The 16,410-nt window shown below is 70.4% G+C and carries 17 protein-coding genes; 16 read left to right on the top strand and 1 reads right to left on the bottom strand.

Annotation, left to right across the window (positions count from 1 at the left end):
• Window positions 1–26 precede the first annotated feature (26 nt).
• The 6 genes from aroC to nusB are packed head-to-tail and all read left to right on the top strand — an operon-like array spanning window position 27 to window position 4,347.
• Window positions 27–1,226, top strand: a complete 1,200-nt coding sequence (aroC, locus tag IEX69_RS02460; RefSeq protein WP_085019551.1) for a chorismate synthase — start codon at window positions 27–29, stop codon at window positions 1,224–1,226.
• Window positions 1,223–1,792, top strand: coding sequence for a shikimate kinase (locus IEX69_RS02455; RefSeq protein ID WP_085019550.1), 570 nt, complete (start codon window positions 1,223–1,225; stop codon window positions 1,790–1,792). The genes aroC and IEX69_RS02455 overlap by 4 nt, the downstream gene beginning before the upstream one ends.
• Window positions 1,789–2,874, top strand: a complete 1,086-nt coding sequence (gene aroB, locus IEX69_RS02450) for a 3-dehydroquinate synthase (protein ID WP_085019549.1) — start codon at window positions 1,789–1,791, stop codon at window positions 2,872–2,874. The genes IEX69_RS02455 and aroB overlap by 4 nt, the downstream gene beginning before the upstream one ends.
• Window positions 2,871–3,311, top strand: a complete 441-nt coding sequence (locus IEX69_RS02445) for a type II 3-dehydroquinate dehydratase (protein ID WP_085019548.1) — start codon at window positions 2,871–2,873, stop codon at window positions 3,309–3,311. Before aroB ends, IEX69_RS02445 begins: the two co-directional genes overlap by 4 nt.
• Before the next feature lie 58 nt (window positions 3,312–3,369).
• Window positions 3,370–3,933 carry an elongation factor P gene (gene efp, locus IEX69_RS02440; RefSeq protein WP_085019547.1) on the top strand — a complete coding sequence of 188 codons (564 nt, stop codon included), beginning with the start codon at window positions 3,370–3,372 and terminating at the stop codon, window positions 3,931–3,933.
• Window positions 3,934–3,936: 3 nt separating this feature from the next.
• Complete coding sequence (gene nusB / locus IEX69_RS02435; protein ID WP_085019546.1) at window positions 3,937–4,347, top strand: transcription antitermination factor NusB; 411 nt, start codon at window positions 3,937–3,939, stop codon at window positions 4,345–4,347.
• Window positions 4,348–4,358: 11 nt separating this feature from the next.
• On the opposite strand, the gene IEX69_RS02430 is transcribed toward nusB, so the two are convergent.
• Entirely contained in the window at window positions 4,359–5,162 is an 804-nt protein-coding gene (locus tag IEX69_RS02430; protein WP_085019545.1) for a hypothetical protein, read from the bottom strand.
• A 106-nt stretch (window positions 5,163–5,268) separates the two neighbouring features.
• Between IEX69_RS02430 and pyrR the strand changes: the two genes are divergently transcribed.
• From pyrR to coaBC, 10 genes are read left to right on the top strand one after another with little or no spacing between them, the layout of a single operon-like run.
• Window positions 5,269–5,811 (top strand): bifunctional pyr operon transcriptional regulator/uracil phosphoribosyltransferase PyrR, encoded by a 543-nt coding sequence (pyrR, locus tag IEX69_RS02425; protein ID WP_085019544.1) that lies wholly within the window; start codon window positions 5,269–5,271, stop codon window positions 5,809–5,811.
• Window positions 5,808–6,758: an aspartate carbamoyltransferase catalytic subunit gene (locus tag IEX69_RS02420; protein ID WP_085019543.1), complete on the top strand. Its 951-nt coding sequence runs from the start codon at window positions 5,808–5,810 to the stop codon at window positions 6,756–6,758. Before pyrR ends, IEX69_RS02420 begins: the two co-directional genes overlap by 4 nt.
• On the top strand, window positions 6,755–8,095 hold the full coding sequence (locus IEX69_RS02415) for a dihydroorotase (protein WP_085019542.1): 1,341 nt from the start codon (window positions 6,755–6,757) through the stop codon (window positions 8,093–8,095). The genes IEX69_RS02420 and IEX69_RS02415 overlap by 4 nt, the downstream gene beginning before the upstream one ends.
• Window positions 8,092–8,610: a PH-like domain-containing protein gene (locus IEX69_RS02410; protein WP_085019541.1), complete on the top strand. Its 519-nt coding sequence runs from the start codon at window positions 8,092–8,094 to the stop codon at window positions 8,608–8,610. Before IEX69_RS02415 ends, IEX69_RS02410 begins: the two co-directional genes overlap by 4 nt.
• Entirely contained in the window at window positions 8,607–9,788 is a 1,182-nt protein-coding gene (gene carA / locus IEX69_RS02405) for a glutamine-hydrolyzing carbamoyl-phosphate synthase small subunit (protein ID WP_229756209.1), read from the top strand. Before IEX69_RS02410 ends, carA begins: the two co-directional genes overlap by 4 nt.
• Window positions 9,788–13,072 carry a carbamoyl-phosphate synthase large subunit gene (carB, locus tag IEX69_RS02400; protein WP_085019540.1) on the top strand — a complete coding sequence of 1,095 codons (3,285 nt, stop codon included), beginning with the start codon at window positions 9,788–9,790 and terminating at the stop codon, window positions 13,070–13,072. Before carA ends, carB begins: the two co-directional genes overlap by 1 nt.
• Window positions 13,069–13,926, top strand: a complete 858-nt coding sequence (pyrF, locus tag IEX69_RS02395; protein WP_085019539.1) for an orotidine-5'-phosphate decarboxylase — start codon at window positions 13,069–13,071, stop codon at window positions 13,924–13,926. The genes carB and pyrF overlap by 4 nt, the downstream gene beginning before the upstream one ends.
• Window positions 13,923–14,855: a guanylate kinase gene (gmk, locus tag IEX69_RS02390; RefSeq protein WP_229756208.1), complete on the top strand. Its 933-nt coding sequence runs from the start codon at window positions 13,923–13,925 to the stop codon at window positions 14,853–14,855. The genes pyrF and gmk overlap by 4 nt, the downstream gene beginning before the upstream one ends.
• Window positions 14,856–14,857: 2 nt before the next feature.
• Window positions 14,858–15,118 (top strand): DNA-directed RNA polymerase subunit omega, encoded by a 261-nt coding sequence (gene rpoZ, locus IEX69_RS02385; RefSeq protein WP_085019538.1) that lies wholly within the window; start codon window positions 14,858–14,860, stop codon window positions 15,116–15,118.
• A gap of 34 nt (window positions 15,119–15,152) precedes the next feature.
• Window positions 15,153–16,364, top strand: a complete 1,212-nt coding sequence (gene coaBC / locus IEX69_RS02380) for a bifunctional phosphopantothenoylcysteine decarboxylase/phosphopantothenate--cysteine ligase CoaBC (RefSeq protein ID WP_085019537.1) — start codon at window positions 15,153–15,155, stop codon at window positions 16,362–16,364.
• Window positions 16,365–16,410: the final 46 nt, after the last annotated feature.

Raw genomic sequence — 16,410 nt, 5'->3', positions numbered from 1 at the left:
CCTCCCGGTGTGGGAGGATCGTAGTCATGCTCCGTTGGCTCACCTCCGGCGAGTCCCACGGGCAGGAGCTCGTCGCGATCGTCGAGGGCCTGCCGTCGGGAGTCCCGCTCACCCTCGATCAGATCCGCGCCGACCTCGCCCGCCGCAAGCTGGGCTACGGCCGTGGCGCGCGCATGAAGTTCGAGCAGGACGAGCTGGCGATGCCGGGCGGGGTGGTCCACGGCCGCACCCTCGGCAGCCCGATCTCGCTGCGCATCGGCAACACCGAGTGGTCCAAGTGGACCGAGGTCATGAGCGTCGAGCCCCTCGAGGAGGAGCTCCCCGATCGGGGTCGGAGCGCGCGCCTCACGCGCCCCCGCCCGGGCCACGCCGACCTCGTGGGCATGCAGAAGTACGACTTCGACGAAGCCCGTCCCATCCTCGAGCGGGCGAGCGCCCGCGAGACCGCGGCGCGTGTGGCACTGGGCGCCGTGGCGAAGGCGTTCCTGGCCGAGCTCGGCATCCGCCTGGTCAGCCACACCCTGGCGATCGGGCCGGTGCGCGTGCCCGACGGCCGACCACTCCCACGCCCGGACGACGTCGAGGCGCTCGACGCCGATCCGGTGCGCTGCTTCGACGCCGAGACCAGCGCCCTGATGGTCGCCGAGATCGACGACGCCCACAAGGAGGGCGACACCCTGGGTGGTGTGGTCGAGGTGCTCGCCTACGGGCTGCCCCCGGGGCTCGGGTCGCACGTGCACTGGGACCGTCGACTCGACTCGCAGCTCGCCGCTGCCGTGATGGGCATCCAGGCCATCAAGGGCGTCGAGGTGGGCGACGGCTTCGAGACGACCCGTCGCCGCGGCTCGAAGGCCCACGACGAGCTGTACCGCGAGGGTGACGACATCACCCGCACGTCCGACCGTGCGGGCGGCACCGAGGGCGGCATGTCGACCGGGACGGTGCTCCGCGTCCGTGCCGGCATGAAGCCGATCGCCACCGTCCCGCATGCCCTGCACACGATCGACGTGGCGACGGGCGAGGACGCTGCGGCTCACCACCAGCGCTCCGACGTGTGCGCCGTCCCCGCGGCGGGCGTCGTCGCGGAGGCGATGACGGCTCTCGTGCTCGCGAACTCGGTGCTCGAGAAGTTCGGCGGCGACTCGATCGGCGAGACCCGTCGCAACCTCGAGTCGTACCTCGAGCACATCCCGGCCGCGCTGCGCACGGCCGTCGCCGTGCCGTGACCGTCGTCCTCATCGGGCCCCCGGCATCCGGCAAGTCCCGCATCGGCAAGCGGATCGCCCGCGTGCTCGGGACAGCCTTCGTCGACACCGACTCGCGCGTGGCCGCCGCCCACGGGCCGATCCCCGACATCTTCGCCAGCCACGGTGAACCGCACTTCCGGTCGCTCGAGCGTGCCGAGGTGGTGGCGGCCCTCGCGACGGATGCGGTGGTCGCCTTCGGGGGAGGCGCGGTGCTCGACCCCGACACCCAGCACGACCTCTCCGGGCACGACGTCGTGCTCTTCACGGTCGACCCGTCCGCCGTGGCGGCTCGGCTCACGAACGGCAAGCGCCCTCTCGTCCCCGACGTCGACGCCTGGATCCGGGTGTGGGAGCGACGTCGTGACCTCTACGAGCGGCTCGCGGACGTGACCTTCGACACGACGTCCCGCCCGACCGACGACATCGCCCTCGAGGTCGCGGACTGGGTGCGGGAGCGCTCGACCGCAGGTTCCGCCACCCCGCCCGACGCCGCCCGGTCGAGCGATCTCTCAACCCCCGTCTCGAGCACCGAGGAGCGCCGATGACCGCCGAGCCCACGACCATCCGGGTGACCGGGGCCGATCCCTACGACATCACGGTGGGCCGCGGCGTGCTCGACCGCGTCGCCTCGGCCCTCGACGGCGGGGTCCGCAAGGTGCTGGTGGTGCATCCACCCACCCTCGCCGCCCTCGCCGCGCAGCTGCGCGAGCAGCTCCAGGACGCCGGCGACCTCGAGGTGCTGCTCGCGGAGGTCCCCGACGCCGAGGCCGGCAAGCGGGTCGAGGTGGCGGCGTTCTGCTGGCAGGTCATGGGCCAGGCCGACTTCACCCGCACGGATGCGGTGGTCGGCTTCGGCGGGGGAGCGGTCACGGATCTCGCGGGCTTCGTGGCGGCGACGTGGCTGCGCGGCGTGCGTCTCGTGCAGGTCCCGACGACGCTCCTCGGCATGGTCGACGCGGCCGTCGGCGGCAAGACCGGCATCAACACCGCGGAGGGCAAGAACCTCGTCGGCTCCTTCTACGCGCCGCACGCGGTGGTCGCGGAGCTCGACATCCTCGACAGCCTGCCCCGCAACGAGATCCTGGCGGGCATGGCGGAGGTCGTGAAGTGCGGCTTCATCGCCGAGCCCGAGATCCTCGACATCCTCGAGACCGACGTCGATCGGGCCACCGACCCGACCGGCGAGGAGATCCGCCGGCTCGTCGAGCTCTCGATCGGGGTGAAGGCGCGCGTCGTCTCGTCCGACTTCAAGGAAGCGGGCCTCCGCGAGATCCTCAACTACGGCCACACCCTCGGGCACGCGATCGAGCACGCGGAGCGCTACCAGTGGCGCCACGGCGCCGCGGTCTCCGTCGGCATGATGTTCGCGGCCGAGCTCTCGCGGCTGACGCGCGGCCTCGGCGACTCCGTCGTCGACCGGCACCGGGAGATCCTCACCTCCCTCACCCTCCCCATCCAGTACCCGGCGGGTCGCTGGAACCAGCTCCTGGCGACCATGCAGCGCGACAAGAAGTCGCGTGCGGGGATGCTGCGGTTCATCGTCCTCGACGACATCGCCCGCCCCACGGTGCTCCAGGGCCCCGAGACCGCGCTGCTCTTCACCGCGTACCAGGAGATCGCGTCATGACCACGACCGTGCTCGTGCTGAACGGACCCAACCTCGGCCGCCTCGGCTCACGCGAGCCCGACGTCTACGGCGCCCAGGACCTCGACGCGCTCCGCGCGGTCCTCGAGGCGGATGCGGGGGACGACCTCCGCATCGACCTGCGGCAGACCGACGACGAGTCGGAGCTCGTGAGCTGGCTCCACGGCGCCGTCGACTCACGCACCCCGGTGATCCTCAACCCGGCCGCCTTCACGCACTACTCCTACGCCCTCCGCGATGCGGCGGCTCTCGTGACCAAGGCGGGCATCCCCCTCATCGAGGTGCACATCTCGAACCCCCACGCGCGCGAGACGTTCCGGCACACGAGCGTCATCTCCGGCATCGCCACCGGGGTCATCGCCGGGTTCGGGTTCGGCTCGTACCGGCTGGCGCTCCAGTCGCTCCGCTACACTTCTTGACGACTCTTCACGCGGCCGGTCGGCCGCGCCTCACACTTCGGAACGGATTCACCCCTTCATGGCCTCCACCAACGACATCAAGAACGGCACAGTGCTCTCGATCGACGGGCAGCTCTGGAACGTCATCGAGTTCCAGCACGTGAAGCCGGGCAAGGGCGGCGCCTTCGTGCGCACCAAGATCAAGAACGTCGTCACCGGCAAGGTCGTCGACCGCACGTTCAACGCCGGCGCCAAGATCGACACCGCGAACGTCGACCGCCGCGACTACCAGTACCTCTACCGCGACGGCAACGACTTCGTGTTCATGGACACGAGCGACTACGACCAGATCACGGTCTCCGAGGCCGTGGTGGGCGACGCCGCGAACTTCATGCTCGAGAACCAGAACGTGACGATCGCGCTGAACGACGGCACGCCCCTGTACCTCGACCTGCCTGCCTCCGTCGTGCTCGAGATCACGTACACCGAGCCCGGCCTCCAGGGCGACCGCTCCACCGGCGGAACCAAGCCGGCGACCGTCGAGACCGGCTACCAGATCCAGGTGCCGCTGTTCCTCGAGACCGGCACGAAGGTCAAGGTCGACACGCGCTCGGGTGACTACCTCGGCCGCGTCAACGACTGACGGATGAGCGCACGTACGAAGGCCCGCAAGCGAGCCCTCGACATCCTGTACGCCGCCGACGTGCGGCAGATCCCGGTCTCCGAGGCTCTCGCCGCTGAAGCGGCGCGAGCGGTCTCCGAGCCCCAGCGCGAGTCGTCCTGGCTCTACGCCCGCGACATCGTCGACGGCGTGATCGACCACCAGGCCGAGATCGACGAGACGATCGAGACCTACGCGCAGGGCTGGACCCTCGCCCGCATGCCCGCCGTCGACCGGGGCCTGCTCCGCATCGCGGTCTGGGAGATCATGTTCAACGACGAGGTGCCGGCGTCGGTCGCCATCTCCGAGGCCGTCGAGGCCGCGGGCCTGCTCTCCACCGACGACTCCTCGGGCTTCGTCAACGGCGTCCTGGGCAAGATCGCCCAGTCCGTCTGACCCCGGCGTGTTCAGTCGAGGACAGCGCGCAAGGTGGCGAGGAGCCTCTCCTCACCACCGACATGTCTACTGCGCTCGATGACCGACCGGACCGTCAGGAAGGCCTCCCTGACGGCTGGGCGAGCATTGATGAGCTCCACCAGGCGATCGCGACGCGACCCATCGAGTTCGTCCAGGCGGGAATCGATCTCGGATACGATCGGAGCCACCCTCCCAGGAGGGTCCCAGCAACCCGACTCGATGTCGTCGAACTCGATCGACCACCGCTCGAAGAGACTGTCGATCTCTGAGGGTGTCAACGGCGGTGGGGGCTCCGGGGCTCTATCCCATGACGATCCGAGCGCGAGGAAGAGACCGTGCGCACCCTCGGGGACAGGGCCCAAGGCGCCCGGTGAGACATCATGCGGCACCGCGATCTTCACAGCACGGTCGAACAACTGCGCGACGTCCACGCCTCGGCTCTTCATCTCTTGTCGCATCGGGATCATCTGACTGAGGAAGCCAGGACCCGCTGCGGGTAGGTCGAACAACGCGATGAGCGCCAGCGCGAGATCGAACTGGTGCGGATCGTCCTCGGCGAGACCCTCCTCAAGACGTTCGATGATGAGCCGGGGCCACCGTCGAGCTACCTGACGATGTTCTTGCACCATGTCCACGGTGGCCGCGCGCTGTCGAAGATCCATCGTCAGGTAGTTCCCTGCCATCTCCCTGGCGACAGGGCGCAGGTCGTCCAGCGCGGGTACTTCGACGGCGTTCAGCGCCGAGAGCCGCTGGCGCCACCTCTGGGTGTAGGCGAGAAGGATCGGCTCTTCCATGCACTGAGGATACCTCGTGTAATCGTGAGGCCGTCATGTCGCTGCTAGGCTTGACGCCGTAGACATCCTTTAAGAGCCGTCCTGTGAGGCGGGGAAGGAGGTCGGCTTGACGGCGCGCACCGTGCTGCAGAAGCCTGACATCACCCGAGCGTTGACCCGCATCTCGCACGAGATCCTCGAGTCCGATCGCGGGTCCGACGACCTCGTCGTCCTCGGCATCCCGACCAGGGGAGTGCTGCTGGCCCGCCGGATCGGCGAGCTGATCTCGAGCATCGAGCCGAGCGGCCCCTCCGTCGCCGACATGGTCGGCGCGCTCGACGTCACGATGTACCGCGACGACCTCGCGCGGCAGCCCATCCGCACCCCCTCTCCGACCCGGGTGCCCTCCCGCGGGATCGACGGTCGCACGGTCGTACTGGTGGACGACGTGCTCTACTCCGGCCGCACCGTCCGCGCCGCGCTCGACGCGCTGCAGGACATCGGGCGACCCCGGGCCGTCCGGCTCGCGGTGCTGGTCGACCGAGGTCACCGAGAGCTGCCCATCCGCGCCGACTTCGTGGGCAAGAACCTGCCGACGAGCCGTCAGGAGCGCATCAACGTCCGCCTCGCCGAGGTCGACGGCGCCGAGGAGGTGACGATCGAGGGATGAGGCACCTGCTCTCCACCAAGGACCTGTCTCGCGACGAGGCCATCCGCATCCTCGACGTGGCCGAGGACATGGCCGACGTCCAGACCCGTGAGGTCAAGCGACTCCCCACCCTCCGCGGCCGCACGGTGGTGAACCTCTTCTTCGAGGACTCCACCCGCACCCGGATCTCGTTCGAGGCGGCCGCGAAGCGGCTCTCGGCCGACGTCATCAACTTCAGCGCCAAGGGCTCCAGCGTGTCGAAGGGCGAGGGCCTGAAGGACACCGCGCAGACGCTGGGCGCCATGGGCGCGGAGGCCGTGGTCATCCGTCATCACGCCTCCGGCGCGCCGCAGGTGCTCGCGCAGAGCGACTGGATCGACGCCCCCATCGTCAACGCCGGAGACGGCACGCACGAGCACCCGACGCAGGCGCTCCTCGACGCCTTCACCATGCGTCGGCGCCTGCACGGCGACGCCAGCCGCGGCCGGGGCCTCGACGGGGTCCGGGTCGTCATCGTGGGCGACATCCTGCACTCGCGCGTGGCCCGGTCGAACCTGTGGCTGCTGCGCACGCTCGGCGCCGAGGTCACCTTCGTCGCTCCCGCGACGCTCATCCCGTTGGGGGCGGGCGGCTGGCCGACGGCGATCAGCCACGACCTCGACGCCACCCTCGCGACGCGGCCAGACGTCGTGATGATGCTCCGCATCCAGGCCGAGCGGATGAACGCCGCCTACTTCCCGAACGCCCGGGAGTACGCGCGTGAGTGGGGCCTGCACGACGAGCGTCTGCTCAGCCTCCCGGAAGATACGATTGTGATGCACCCGGGCCCCATGAACAGGGGCCTGGAGATCTCGGCGCGAGCCGCGGACTCCGAGCGGTCCACCGTGCTGGAGCAGGTGGCCAACGGGGTGTCGATCCGGATGGCCGTGCTGTACCTGCTGCTGTCCGGCGAACGGGAGGTCGTGTGAGGTACCTGATCAGCGGCGCCACGCTGCCCGACGGCAGCGGTGCCGACATCCTCGTCGCGGCGGGCACGATCGCCGCCGTGGGTCGCATCCCCGACGCGGATGCCGCGGGCGCGACGGTCGTCGACGCCTCGGGTCTCGTCGCGCTCCCGGGCCTCGTCGACCTGCACACCCACCTCCGCGAGCCCGGCTACGAGCAGAGCGAGACCGTGCTCACCGGTACCCGGGCCGCCGCCGCGGGCGGCTTCACCGCGGTGTTCGCGATGGCGAACACGCTGCCGGTCGCCGACACCGCGGGAGTGGTCGAGCAGGTGAAGTCGCTGGGCGATGCCGCCGGGTACGCCACGGTGCGTCCGATCGGAGCCGTGACGGTGGGGCTCGCCGGCCAGACGCTCAGCGAGATCGGTGCGATGGCACGATCCCGTGCCGCCGTGCGGGTCTTCTCCGACGACGGGAAGTGCGTGCACGACTCGCTGCTCATGCGCCGCGCCCTCGAGTACGTCTCGACCTTCGACGGCGTCGTCGCGCAGCACGCCCAGGACCCCCGGCTGACCGAGGGCGCGCAGATGAACGAGAGCGCGCTCTCGAGCGAGCTCGGCCTCAAGGGCTGGCCTGCGGTGGCCGAGGAGTCGATCATCGCCCGCGACGTCCTGCTCGCGGAGCACGTCGGCGCGCGCCTGCACGTCTGCCACCTCTCCACCGCCGGCTCCGTCGACGTGGTTCGCTGGGCCAAGGCCCGCGGCATCGCCGTCACCGCCGAGGCCACACCGCACCACCTCCTGCTCACCGAGGAGCTCGTCCGCAGCTACGACGCCCGGTACAAGGTGAACCCGCCGCTGCGTCGCGATGAGGACGTCCGGGCCCTCCGCGAAGGCGTCGCGGACGGCACGATCGACATCGTCGCCACCGACCACGCCCCGCATCCGCAGGAGAGCAAGGAGTGCGAGTGGGATGCCGCATCCTTCGGGATGGTCGGGCTCGAGTCCGCGCTCCCCGTCGTGCAGACGGCGCTCGTCGACACCGGCCTCATCGGATGGGCGGACGTCGCGCGCATCCTGTCGACCGAGCCCGCCCGGATCGGCCGCCTCGCCGGCCACAGCCACGCGTTCGAGCCCGGCTCGGCGGCGAACCTCACGCTCGTCGATCCCGCCGCCTCCAGCACCTTCGAACTCGACCGCCTGCACGGCCGCAGCACCAACTCGCCCTACCTCGGGGCCACGCTGTCGGGCAGCGTGCGCTGGACGTTCCACCGCGGATACCCGACGCTGCGCGATGGGGTGCTCGCCGACGTGACGGAGACGGCGGAGGCCGCGACCGCGTACACGGAGGCGTTCTCATGAGCCGTCTGCTGCCCGCGGCCCTGGTGGCCGTCCTCGCGGTCGCGCTGCTCGCCGCGATGGTGCTCGCTTGGCGTGCGCGGAAGCGCCGGCAGGCCGCCTTCGCCGTCACCACCTCGGCCCCGCAGTCCCGGGGCGCGGTGGTCGAGAGCGCGTCGGTGCTCTACGTGGCCACCACCCGTGCCGGTGACCCGCTCGACCGGCTCACGATCCCCGGGCTGGCGTTCCGCGCCCGCGCGATCGTGACCGTGTACGAGACCGGCGTCTCGATCCAACCCGACGGGGAGCGTGAGACCTTCATCGCGAAGGCCTACCTCCGCTCCGTCGGCACCTCGACCTGGGCGATCGACCGCGTGGTCGAGCCCGGTGGTCTGGTGCGCCTCGACTGGACCATCTCCTCGACCGACGGCCCTGCCGACGTCGAGAGCTATCTCCGCGCCACCGAGGACGGAGTGGCCCCGCGCCTGCTCCGCGCTCTCGGCGCCCTCGCCCCGCAACAGGAAGGAACCGCCTCGTGACCAGGCTGCTCAGTCGTGCCGAACCCGCCGTGCTCGTGCTGGAGGACGGCCGACGCTACGAGGGTCGCGCCTACGGCGCCCGCGGGCGCACTCTCGGCGAGGCGGTCTTCGCCACCGGCATGACCGGCTACCAGGAGACCCTCACCGACCCCTCCTACGCCGGCCAGATCGTCCTGCAGACCGCACCCCACATCGGCAACACGGGGGTCAACGACGAGGACATGGAGTCGACCCGCATCTGGGTCGCCGGGTACGTCGTGCGTGATCCCTCCCGTGTCGTCTCCAACTTCCGCGCGCAGCGCAGTCTCGACGACGACCTCGAGAAGGACGGCGTGGTCGGCATCAGCGGCATCGATACACGCGCCGTGACCCGCCACATCCGCTCCTTCGGGGCGATGCGCGCCGGGATCTTCTCCGGCGACGAGTACGAGCTCAGCCAGACCGAGCAGCTGGCGGCCGTCCGCTCCGGCGTCGAGATGGCGGGCCAGAACCTGTCCTCCGCCGTGTCGACGAAGGAGCAGTACACCGTGCCCGCGCAGGGGGAGCGCATCGGGACGGTGGCCGTCCTCGATCTCGGGGTGAAGACGTCGACGGTCAACTACCTGGCCGAGCGCGGCTTCGACGTGGTCGTCCTGCCCGAGACGGTGACGGGGGAGCAGCTCGTCGAGCTCGCCCCCGACGCCCTGTTCTACAGCAACGGTCCCGGCGACCCCGAGGCCTCCGAGGCGCACGTGGAGCTCCTGCAGACCTCGCTGCGGTCGGGCACGCCGTTCTTCGGCATCTGCTTCGGCAACCAGCTGCTGGGACGCGCCCTCGGGTTCGACACCTACAAGCTGCCCTTCGGCCACCGCGGCATCAACCAGCCCGTGCTCGACCGTGTCACCGGCCGCGTCGAGATCACCAGCCAGAACCACGGGTTCGCGGTCGACGCCCCGCGCGAGGGCGTCGTCGAGTCGCCCGCCGGGTTCGGCCGGGTCGAGGTCAGCCACGTGAGCCTCAACGACGACGTCGTGGAGGGCCTCCGCTGCCTCGACATCGACGCGTTCTCGGTCCAGTACCACCCCGAGGCGGCCGCTGGCCCGCACGACTCCATGTACCTGTTCGACCGCTTCCGCGACATGATCGTCGCCCGCACGAGCTCCGCCGCCCAGGCGACCGCCGAAGGAGAGTCCGAGTAATGCCCCGCAGGGAAGACATCCAGAGCGTCCTCGTCATCGGCTCCGGCCCGATCGTCATCGGCCAGGCCGTCGAGTTCGACTACTCCGGCACGCAGGCCTGCCGCGTGCTGCGCGAGGAGGGCGTCCGCGTCATCCTCGTCAACTCGAACCCGGCGACGATCATGACCGACCCCGACTTCGCCGACGCCACCTACGTCGAGCCCATCACCCCCGAGGTGATCGAGGCGATCATCGCGAAGGAGCGCCCGGATGCGGTGCTGCCGACGCTGGGCGGCCAGACCGCGCTCAACGCGGCCATCCAGCTGCACAAGCGCGGGATCCTCGAGAAGTACGACGTCGAGCTCATCGGCGCCGACTTCGACGCCATCAACCGGGGCGAGGACCGTCAGATCTTCAAGGAGCTCGTGGTCGAGTCGGGTGCCGACGTCGCGCGCTCCTACATCGCCACCACGGTCGAGCAGGCCCTCGAGTACGCCGAGGACCTCGGGTATCCACTCGTCGTCCGTCCGTCGTTCACCATGGGCGGACTCGGCTCGGGCTTCGCCTACACCCCCGACGACCTGCGTCGGATCGCCGGTGACGGGATCCACCAGAGCCCGACCCACGAGGTGCTCCTCGAGGAGTCGATCCTCGGCTGGAAGGAGTACGAGCTCGAGCTCATGCGCGACACCGCCGACAACACGGTGGTCGTCTGCTCGATCGAGAACGTCGACCCGGTCGGCGTCCACACCGGCGACTCCATCACCGTCGCCCCGGCGCTCACGCTCACCGACCGCGAGTACCAGAAGCTGCGCGACATCGGCATCGAGATCATCCGCCGGGTGGGCGTCGACACGGGCGGCTGCAACATCCAGTTCGCCGTCGACCCCTCCAACGGCCGCATCATCGTGATCGAGATGAACCCGCGCGTCTCGCGGTCGTCGGCGCTGGCCTCGAAGGCCACCGGCTTCCCGATCGCCAAGATCGCTGCGAAGCTCGCCATCGGCTACCGCCTCGACGAGATCCCGAACGACATCACGAAGGTCACCCCGGCCTCCTTCGAGCCCACCCTCGACTACGTCGTGGTGAAGGTGCCCCGGTTCGCGTTCGAGAAGTTCCCCGCCGCCGACCCGACGCTCACCACCACGATGAAGAGCGTCGGCGAGGCCATGGCGATCGGCCGCAACTTCACCCAGGCGCTGCAGAAGTCGCTGCGCTCCCTCGAGAAGCGCGGCTCCTCGTTCCACTGGGAACCGCTGTCGCAGTCGAAGGAGGAGTTGCTCGCGATCGCCGCGACGCCCACCGACGGCCGCATCGTCACGGTGCAGCAGGCGCTCCGCGCCGGAGCGACGCCTGAGGAGGTCTTCGAGGCCACCAAGATCGACCCCTGGTTCATCGACCAGATCGCGCTCATCAACGAGGTCGCCGAGGAGATCGCCCAGTCGGAGAACGCCGACACCGCGATGTTCCGCCTGGCCAAGGACCACGGGTTCTCGGATGCGCAGATCGCGTCGCTGCGCGGGTTCGGCGAGAAGGACGTCCGCGAGGTCCGTCACATCCTCGGCATCCGGCCCGTCTACAAGACCGTCGACACCTGCGCGGGGGAGTTCCCCGCGCTGACGCCGTACCACTACTCGAGCTACGACCTCGAGAGCGAGGTCGAGCCGAGCGACGCCCGCAAGGTCGTCATCCTCGGCTCCGGCCCGAACCGGATCGGTCAGGGCGTGGAGTTCGACTACTCCTGCGTGCACGCATCGTTCGCCCTCTCGGCGGCGGGGTTCGAGACGATCATGATCAACTGCAACCCCGAGACGGTCTCGACCGACTACGACACCAGCGACCGGCTCTACTTCGAGCCGCTGACCCTCGAGGACGTCCTCGAGGTCATCCACGCCGAGTCGCAGTCGGGCGAGCTGGTCGGCGTCGTCGTGCAGCTAGGCGGCCAGACCGCCCTCGGGCTCGCGAAGGGGCTTGAGGAGGCGGGGGTCCCGATCCTCGGCACCACGCCGTCGGCGATCGACCTCGCGGAGGAGCGCGGGCTGTTCGCGGGCATCCTCGCCGACGCCGGGCTCGTCGCGCCGCGGAACGGCACCGCGTACGACCACGCCAGCGCCGTCGCCGTCGCGAACGATATCGGCTTCCCCGTGCTCGTCCGCCCGTCCTACGTGCTGGGCGGCCGGGGCATGGAGATCGTCTACGACCAGCCGTCGCTGGCCGACTACTTCGGCCGCATCGACGGTCAGGTCGTGGTCGACTCGTCGACTCCGCTCCTCGTCGACCGCTTCCTCGACGACGCCATCGAGATCGACGTCGACGCCCTCTACGACGGCCACGAGCTGTACATCGGCGGCATCATGGAGCACATCGAGGAGGCCGGCATCCACTCCGGCGACTCGAGCTGCACCCTGCCGCCCGTCACGCTCGGTCGTGCGCAGATCGACCAGGTCCGGGAGGCCACGCTGGCCATCGCGCGCGGGATCGGCGTGCAGGGCCTGCTCAACGTCCAGTTCGCGATCGGCGCGGGCGTGCTCTACGTGCTCGAGGCGAACCCGCGTGCATCCCGCACGGTGCCGTTCGTGTCGAAGGCGCTGGGCATCCCGCTCGCCAAGGCCGCATCGCGCCTGATGGTCGGCGAGACGATCGCCTCGCTCAAGGCGGAGGGCCTGCTCCCCGAGGTCGACGGATCGCGCGTCCCGCTCGACTCGCCCGTCTCGGTGAAGGAGGCGGTGCTGCCGTTCAAGCGGTTCCGCACGCGAGAGGGTCTCATCGTCGACTCCGTGCTCGGCCCGGAGATGCGCTCGACCGGCGAGGTCATGGGCATCGACAAGGACTTCCCGAGGGCCTTCGCGAAGAGCCAGGACGCCGCGTACGGCGGCATGCCGCAGTCGGGGACGGTCTTCGTGTCGGTCTCCGACCGCGACAAGCGCGCCATCGTGCTCCCGGTGCTCCGTCTGCAGCAGCTCGGCTTCGACATCCTCGCCACCTCGGGCACGGCCGAGGTGCTGAACCGCAACGGCATCCGCGCCCGCATCGTGCCGAAGCACTTCGAGGGCGGTCAGGGCGAGAAGACCATCGTCGACCTGATCAACGAGAACGCGGTCGACATCGTCATCAACACCCCCTCCGGACGCTCGGCACGCGTCGACGGCTACGAGATCCGCGCCGCGGCGGTGGCGGCCGACAAGCCGCTCTTCACCACCATGGCCGAGCTCTCGGCCGCGGTGGCGTCGTTCGACGCGCTGAGCGACGGCTTCGAGGTGACGAGTCTGCAGGAGTACGCCCTGCAGCGGGCGGCCCGCGCATGACCGCTCCGGCGATCCCGTTCGGATCCCGGTTGGCCGAGGCGTTCGACCGGTCGCGGCTGTGCATCGGCATCGACCCGCATCCGTACCTGCTCGACGCCTGGGGCCTCGATCGCGACGCCCGAGGCCTCGAACGGTTCGGACGGACGGTCGTCGAGGCCGCCGCGGGGAGGGTCCGCCTCGTGAAGCCTCAGGTGGCGTTCTTCGAGGCGCTCGCCTCTGCCGGGTTCGCCGCGCTCGAGCGGGTGCTGTCGGATGCCCGCGACGCTGGCCTGCTCGTCATCGGCGATGCGAAGCGGGGCGACATCGGGTCGACGAACGACGGCTATGGGTCGGCGTGGCTGACGCCGGGGTCGCCGCTCGAGGTCGATGCGCTCACCGTCACCGCCTACACGGGAGTCGGAGCACTGTCGGGGATGATCGACACCGCCAGGGCCGCCGGCAAGGGCCTGTTCGTGCTCGCGGCGACCTCGAACCCGGAGTCGGCTCCGGTGCAGACCGCGGTGACCGGGAGCGGCGACACGGTGGCCCATCGCATCGCGCTCGGAGTGTCCGAGCATAACGCGGACGCGGCACGGTCCGGCCGCCTCGGTTCGTTCGGTCTGGTGATCGGCGCCACCAAGCGACTGGTCGACTACGGCCTCGACAGCGCCGGCGGAGAGCTCGACTCGACTCCCGTGCTCGCGCCCGGGTACGGTGTGCAGGGTGCACGATTCGACGACATCCCCTCCGTGTTCGGCAGGCTCGCCGGGAACACGGTCGTGAGCGTGTCGCGGTCGGTGCTCGGGGCCGGCCCGGCCGGGATCGGGAGCGCCATCGAGTCGGAGGTCGCCGCGGTCGCGGAGGCGACGGCGTGAACCCGCCCGAGGTCGACCGGATCGCGGCGTCGCGCGCGGCCGTGGCCGCCCGCCAGGCACGGGCGAGCGTCAAGCGGGCGGTGAACGAGCGCCGGATCTCGGCGCAGTCCGTGCTCGAGGTCGCACTGGCCAGCACCGAGAGCATCGAGAGCACCATGAAGGTGCGGGACCTGCTGCTCGCCATCCCGGGGCTCGGCCCGGTCCGTGTGGCGCGGATCATGGAGGAGCTCGGCATCTCCCCGACCAAGCGGCTGTCAGGGCTCGGCGTGCACCAGCAGGTGCGTCTGCGCGAGTTCCTCGATCGCCGTGCGCCCATGGTGCCCGCTCCGACGTCGTCGACCCTCGTGGTGCTCGCCGGGCCCACCGCGGTGGGGAAGGGGACGGTGTCGACGTACATCCGCGAGAACCATCCCGAGGTGTGTCTCTCCATCTCCGCCACCACCCGCGCTCCGCGCCCGGGCGAGGTCGACGGGGTGAGCTACTACTTCATCGACGACGCCGAGTTCGACCGCATGGTCGAGGCGGGGGAGTTCCTCGAGTGGGCCGTGGTGCACAACCACAGCCGCTACGGGACCCCACGGGCTCCGATCGAGGCCGCCCTCGCCGAGGGCCGGAGCGTCCTGCTCGAGATCGACATCCAGGGGGCTCGCCAGGTCAAGGCCTCCGAACCCTCGGCGGTGCTGGTGTTCCTCCTCCCGCCGACCTGGGACGAGCTGGTCCGGCGACTCATCGGGCGGGGCACGGAGAGCGCCGAGGAGCAGGAGCGCCGGCTGCGCACTGCGAGGGTGGAGCTCGCCGCCCAGGGCGAGTTCGATCACCGTGTCGTGAACACCGACGTGCAGACCGCGGCCGCCGAGGTCGTAGAATTGATGAATGCCTCCGGCGCGGGCACCCCCGTCGCCGCCTCATACCGCACCAAGGAGAACTGACCATGGCGAACAACCAGGGCATCATCGACCCGCCGATCGACGAGCTCCTCTCGCGCGTCGACTCCAAGTACGCGCTCGTGATCTTCGCGTCCAAGCGCGCCCGTCAGATCAACGACTACTACGCCGACCTCCACGAGGGCAGCCTGTTCGACAACGTCGGCCCGCTCGTCGACTCCACCATCGACGACAAGCCCCTCTCGGTCGCGCTCCACGAGATCAACGAGGACAAGCTCGTCGTGAAGCCGGTCGCTCCCACCGAGTGACCTCGGCCCGGCTCCCCGCCGGTACGCTCGACACGTGAACATCGTCGTAGGGATCACCGGGGGGATCGCCGCCTACAAGGCGGTCGGCGTCGTCCGCTCGCTCGTGCTGGCCGGGCATGACGTCCACGTCGTGCCCACCGAGGCCGCACTGCGCTTCGTCGGACGCCCGACGCTCGAGGCGATCTCGCGCAACCCGGTGTCCGCCGACCTGTACGACGACGTCGCCGCGGTGCGGCACGTCGCTCTCGGGCAGGCCGCCGACCTGATCGTGATCGCCCCGGCGACCGCCGCGTCGCTGGCCCGCCTCACCGCCGGCCTGTCCGACGACCTGCTGGGCACCACCGTCCTCGCGAGCACGGCTCCGGTCGTCGTGGCCCCGGCGATGCACACCGAGATGTGGCAGAACGCGGCCACACAGGCGAACGTGGCGACGCTCCGCTCCCGTGGCGTGACGATCGTGGGGCCCGCATCCGGACAGCTCACCGGGACGGACTCCGGGCCCGGCAGGATGGCCGAGCCCGACGAGATCGTCGCCGCCGCGCTGGCCGTCGCCGGCCGCTCCGGCTCGCTCTCCGGCCGCCGCGTCGTCGTGACCGCCGGTGGCACGCGGGAGCCGCTCGATCCGGTGCGCTTCCTCGGCAACCGCTCGAGCGGTCGACAGGGCGTGGAGCTCGCCCGGGCCGCGCGCGACCGGGGCGCGGAGGTGGTCCTGGTGGCCGCGCACCTCGAGGTGCCCGCCCCCGCCGGGGTGGATCTCGTCCGTGTCGAGACCGCGGCGGACCTCCAGGAGGCGGTGATCGCCGCCTCCCACAGGGCCGATCTCGTGGTCATGGCCGCCGCCGTGGCCGACTACCGGCCCGCCGAGGTGTCCGAGCAGAAGATCAAGAAGCGCTCGGCCGACGACGGTCTCGTCCTCGAGCTCGTGCAGAACCCCGACGTGCTCGCCGGACTCGTCTCCTCTCGCAGCCCCGACGATCCGAGCGTCATCGTGGGCTTCGCCGCCGAGACCGCTCCCGATCGCGACGCCCTCCTCGCGCTGGCCCGGGAGAAGCTCGCCCGCAAGCGCTGCGACTTCATCGTCGCCAACCGCGTGGGCTGGGACGAGGTGTTCGGGCGCGAGACGACCGAGGTCGTCCTGCTGTCGCGGGCCGGCGATATAGTCGTCGAGTCCTCGGGGACCAAGGCGTCGGTGGCGGATGCCATCATCGACGCACTCGCAGGATCCCTGCCCCGGCCGTCCCTCTGACGGCGAGCAGACGCCCGGACAGCCTCGGGCACACACTGACAGGAGA

Source organism: Cnuibacter physcomitrellae, from assembly GCF_014640535.1.
Taxonomy (GTDB): Bacteria; Actinomycetota; Actinomycetes; order Actinomycetales; family Microbacteriaceae; genus Cnuibacter; species Cnuibacter physcomitrellae.
Note: the sequence above shows the minus strand (reverse complement) of the source record. Positions and strands in the feature narration are given on the sequence as shown.

Coding starts and splice junctions, on each gene's coding strand:
- IEX69_RS02410 (WP_085019541.1), top strand. CDS start 8,092: ATGAGCCGTCTGCTGCCCGCGGCCCTGGTGGCCGTCCTCGCGGTCGCG.
- aroC (WP_085019551.1), top strand. CDS start 27: ATGCTCCGTTGGCTCACCTCCGGCGAGTCCCACGGGCAGGAGCTCGTC.
- efp (WP_085019547.1), top strand. CDS start 3,370: ATGGCCTCCACCAACGACATCAAGAACGGCACAGTGCTCTCGATCGAC.
- pyrF (WP_085019539.1), top strand. CDS start 13,069: ATGACCGCTCCGGCGATCCCGTTCGGATCCCGGTTGGCCGAGGCGTTC.
- IEX69_RS02445 (WP_085019548.1), top strand. CDS start 2,871: ATGACCACGACCGTGCTCGTGCTGAACGGACCCAACCTCGGCCGCCTC.
- aroB (WP_085019549.1), top strand. CDS start 1,789: ATGACCGCCGAGCCCACGACCATCCGGGTGACCGGGGCCGATCCCTAC.
- IEX69_RS02430 (WP_085019545.1), bottom strand. CDS start 5,162: ATGGAAGAGCCGATCCTTCTCGCCTACACCCAGAGGTGGCGCCAGCGG.
- IEX69_RS02420 (WP_085019543.1), top strand. CDS start 5,808: ATGAGGCACCTGCTCTCCACCAAGGACCTGTCTCGCGACGAGGCCATC.
- carB (WP_085019540.1), top strand. CDS start 9,788: ATGCCCCGCAGGGAAGACATCCAGAGCGTCCTCGTCATCGGCTCCGGC.
- nusB (WP_085019546.1), top strand. CDS start 3,937: ATGAGCGCACGTACGAAGGCCCGCAAGCGAGCCCTCGACATCCTGTAC.
- rpoZ (WP_085019538.1), top strand. CDS start 14,858: ATGGCGAACAACCAGGGCATCATCGACCCGCCGATCGACGAGCTCCTC.